This is a genomic window from Variovorax sp. 01T439_2 (genome assembly GCF_056398445.1).
In genome coordinates, this window is record NZ_JBFTPJ010000737.1 from 1 (window position 1) to 3005 (window position 3005).

Consider the following 3005-nt stretch of genomic DNA (forward strand, 5'->3'; position numbering starts at 1 on the left):
CCATCAAGGTGTTCCAGGGCGAGCGCGAGATCGCCTCGGGCAACAAGCTGCTGGGCGAATTCAACCTCGAGGGCATCCCGCCGGCAGCGCGCGGCACGCCGCAGATCGAGGTGAGCTTCGACATCGACGCCAACGGCATCCTGCACGTGGGCGCCAAGGACAAGGGCACCGGCAAGGAAAACAAGATCACCATCAAGGCGAACTCGGGCCTGTCGGAAGACGAGATCCAGAAGATGGTGAAGGACGCCGAGCTCAACGCGGCCGAGGACAAGAAGAAGGTCGAGCTCGCGCAGGCCCGCAACCAGGGCGAAGCCATGGTGCACAGCGTGAAGAAGTCGCTCGGCGAGCACGGCGCGAGCCTGGACGCCGGCGAGAAGGAAAAGATCGAAGCCGCGATCAAGGATCTGGAAGAAGCCCTCAAGGGCGAGGACAAGGCCTCGATCGAGGAAAAGACCAACACGCTGATGACCGCAAGCCAGAAGCTCGGCGAAAAGATGTATGCCGATGCGCAGGCCGCGGCAGGCGCCGCCGGCGGCCCGGGTGCCGCTGCTGGCCCGGAAGCTGCAAGCGCACCGGCCGACGACAACGTGGTCGACGCCGAGGTCAAGGAAGTCAAGAAGGGCTGATCTTCAGTCCTTCGAACGAGGCTGGACCACCTGACCGGGTGTTCCAGCCTTTCTCGCTTCAAGTTACGGCTTCCCGCCCGCCCCGACCGAACCAGCCATGGCCACAAAACGCGACTACTACGAAACCCTCGGCGTTCCCAAGAACGCGAGCGAGGAGGAAATCAAGAAGGCTTATCGCAAGCTTGCGATGAAGCACCACCCGGACCGCAACCACGGCGATACCACCAAGGACGCCGAGACCAAGTTCAAGGAGGTCAAGGAAGCCTACGAAATGCTGTCGGACGCGCAAAAGCGCGCGGCCTACGACCAGTACGGCCACGCCGGCGTCGACCCCAACATGCGCGGCGGCCCCGGTGCCGAAGGCTTCGGCGGCTTTGCGGAGGCCTTTGGCGACATCTTCGGCGACGTGTTCGGCGGCGCGCGCGGGCGCACCAGCGGCGGGCGCCAGGTGTTCCGCGGCAGCGACCTGAGCTATGCGATGGAGGTCACGCTGGAAGAAGCGGCCGAGGGCAAGGAAGCGCAGATCCGCATCCCCAGCTGGGACGACTGCGGCACCTGCAAGGGCACCGGCGCCAAGCCTGGCACCAAGCCCATCACCTGCACCACCTGCCACGGCGCCGGCGCCGTGCAGATGCGCCAGGGCTTCTTCAGCGTGCAGCAGACCTGCCCCACCTGCCACGGCAGCGGCAAGATCATTCCCGAGCCCTGCACCGTGTGCCATGGCCAGGGCAAGATCAAGAACAACAAGACGCTCGAGGTCAAGATCCCGGCCGGCATCGACGACGGCATGCGCATCCGCAGCACCGGCAACGGCGAACCGGGCACCAACGGCGGGCCGCCGGGCGACCTGTATATCGAGATCCGGCTCAAGAAGCACGAGCTGTTCGAGCGCGATGGCGACGACCTGCACTGCGTCGTGCCCGTGAGCATGACCACCGCGGCGCTGGGCGGCGAGATCAGCGTGCCCACGCTCAAGGGCGCCGCCGCCATCGACATTCCCGATGGCACCCAGAGCGGCAAGCAGTTCCGCCTGCGCGGCAAGGGCATCAAGGGCGTGCGCTCCAGCTATCCGGGCGACCTGTACTGCCACGTGCGCGTCGAAACGCCGGTCAAGCTCACCGAGCACCAGCGCAAGCTGCTCAAGGAGCTGGACGAATCGCTCAAGAAGGGCGGCGACAAGCACAGCCCGACCGACAAGGGCTGGTTCGACAAGGCCAAGGAATTCTTCAGCTGAAGGCCCGGCGCAGCCGATTCCCCTGTCTTTTCAAGCAGTTAGAAAGCGCGGCGCGCACTCGCTTGGGTGCCGCGCTGCTTCGCGCACGCGAACGGTGCCTGCCGACCTCGTTCGGTGCCGCGCACCATTGACGACACCCCCTCGGAACCCCGCCGACCACGCCTTGGCGCGCTTTCCCACGCCCACATGCGCGACATGCCCATCAAAAGATGGCGCGCAGATTGCTTTTATATATTTTTCGATTGAGCAATAAACCTAAACACGACCCGGCGCGTTATTGGTGTGTAACTGCTTTGAGCCGCCGGGGGCTCATTAGGAGGTGCTTTCGCCGGAAAAGATGCAATGACTGCATATGCCGATCGCCATAGGTATTTTCACTGGGCGGCAGGGTGGCGCTGAGATCGATAGCCCGAACCCTGAAATTTAGCTGGAATTGCCAAATGCTGCGGGTTTTTCTCAGGAACTTTACTCGGCACTGTGGTTCTGATTTAACAAAGAATTTTCCGGGTGCACTCTTTGCTTTATGCTGTTTGTGCAGATGGAGATTAAGGGAGTTTCGATGGCTTGCAGCCATGGGCGGTACACCTTTAAAAAGTTGCTACGCGTTGCGGCTGCTGGCTTCGGGTCCAATAAACCCGCAGACCTGATGGAGGCGTGACCATGGATGTGATCAGCAACTTTGCCGCCCGTTACGAGCGCACCCGCGAGGAAGTTCTCTCGCTGCAGGACTTCCTGGATATCTGCAAACGCGACCCCACCGCGTATGCCACTGCGTCCGAGCGGATGCTCAAGGCCATCGGCGAACCCGAGCTGGTCGACACGCGCAACGATTCCCGGCTTTCGCGGATCTTCGCGAACAAGGTCATCAAGATCTACCCGGCGTTCAAGGAGTTCTACGGCATGGAGGACGCCATCGAGCAGGTGGTGTCGTACTTCAGGCATGCCGCGCAGGGCCTGGAGGAAAAGAAGCAGATCCTCTATCTGCTCGGCCCGGTCGGCGGCGGCAAGAGCTCGATCGCCGAGCGCCTGAAGCAGCTCATGGAGCATGTGCCCTTCTATGCCATCCAGGGTTCGCCGGTCAACGAGACGCCGCTCGGCCTGTTCGACGCCGCCGAAGATGGCGAGATCCTCGAAAAGGAATACGG

Annotated in this window: 2 protein-coding genes and 1 pseudogene; all 3 read left to right on the forward strand. The window is 62.7% G+C overall.

The annotated features are described in order from the left end of the window. Window positions 1–626, forward strand: a 626-nt coding sequence (locus AC1DOC_RS26885; protein ID WP_478130847.1) for an Hsp70 family protein, incomplete at its 5' end; no start/stop codon positions are given. 97 nt (window positions 627–723) lie between these two features. Next, a complete protein-coding gene (gene dnaJ / locus AC1DOC_RS26890; RefSeq protein WP_012746853.1) occupies window positions 724–1860 on the forward strand; it encodes a molecular chaperone DnaJ in 1137 nt (378 codons plus the stop codon). Between the two features lie 660 nt (window positions 1861–2520). Beyond that, window positions 2521–3005 (forward strand): annotated as a pseudogene (locus tag AC1DOC_RS26895) (PrkA family serine protein kinase); the annotation flags it as partial.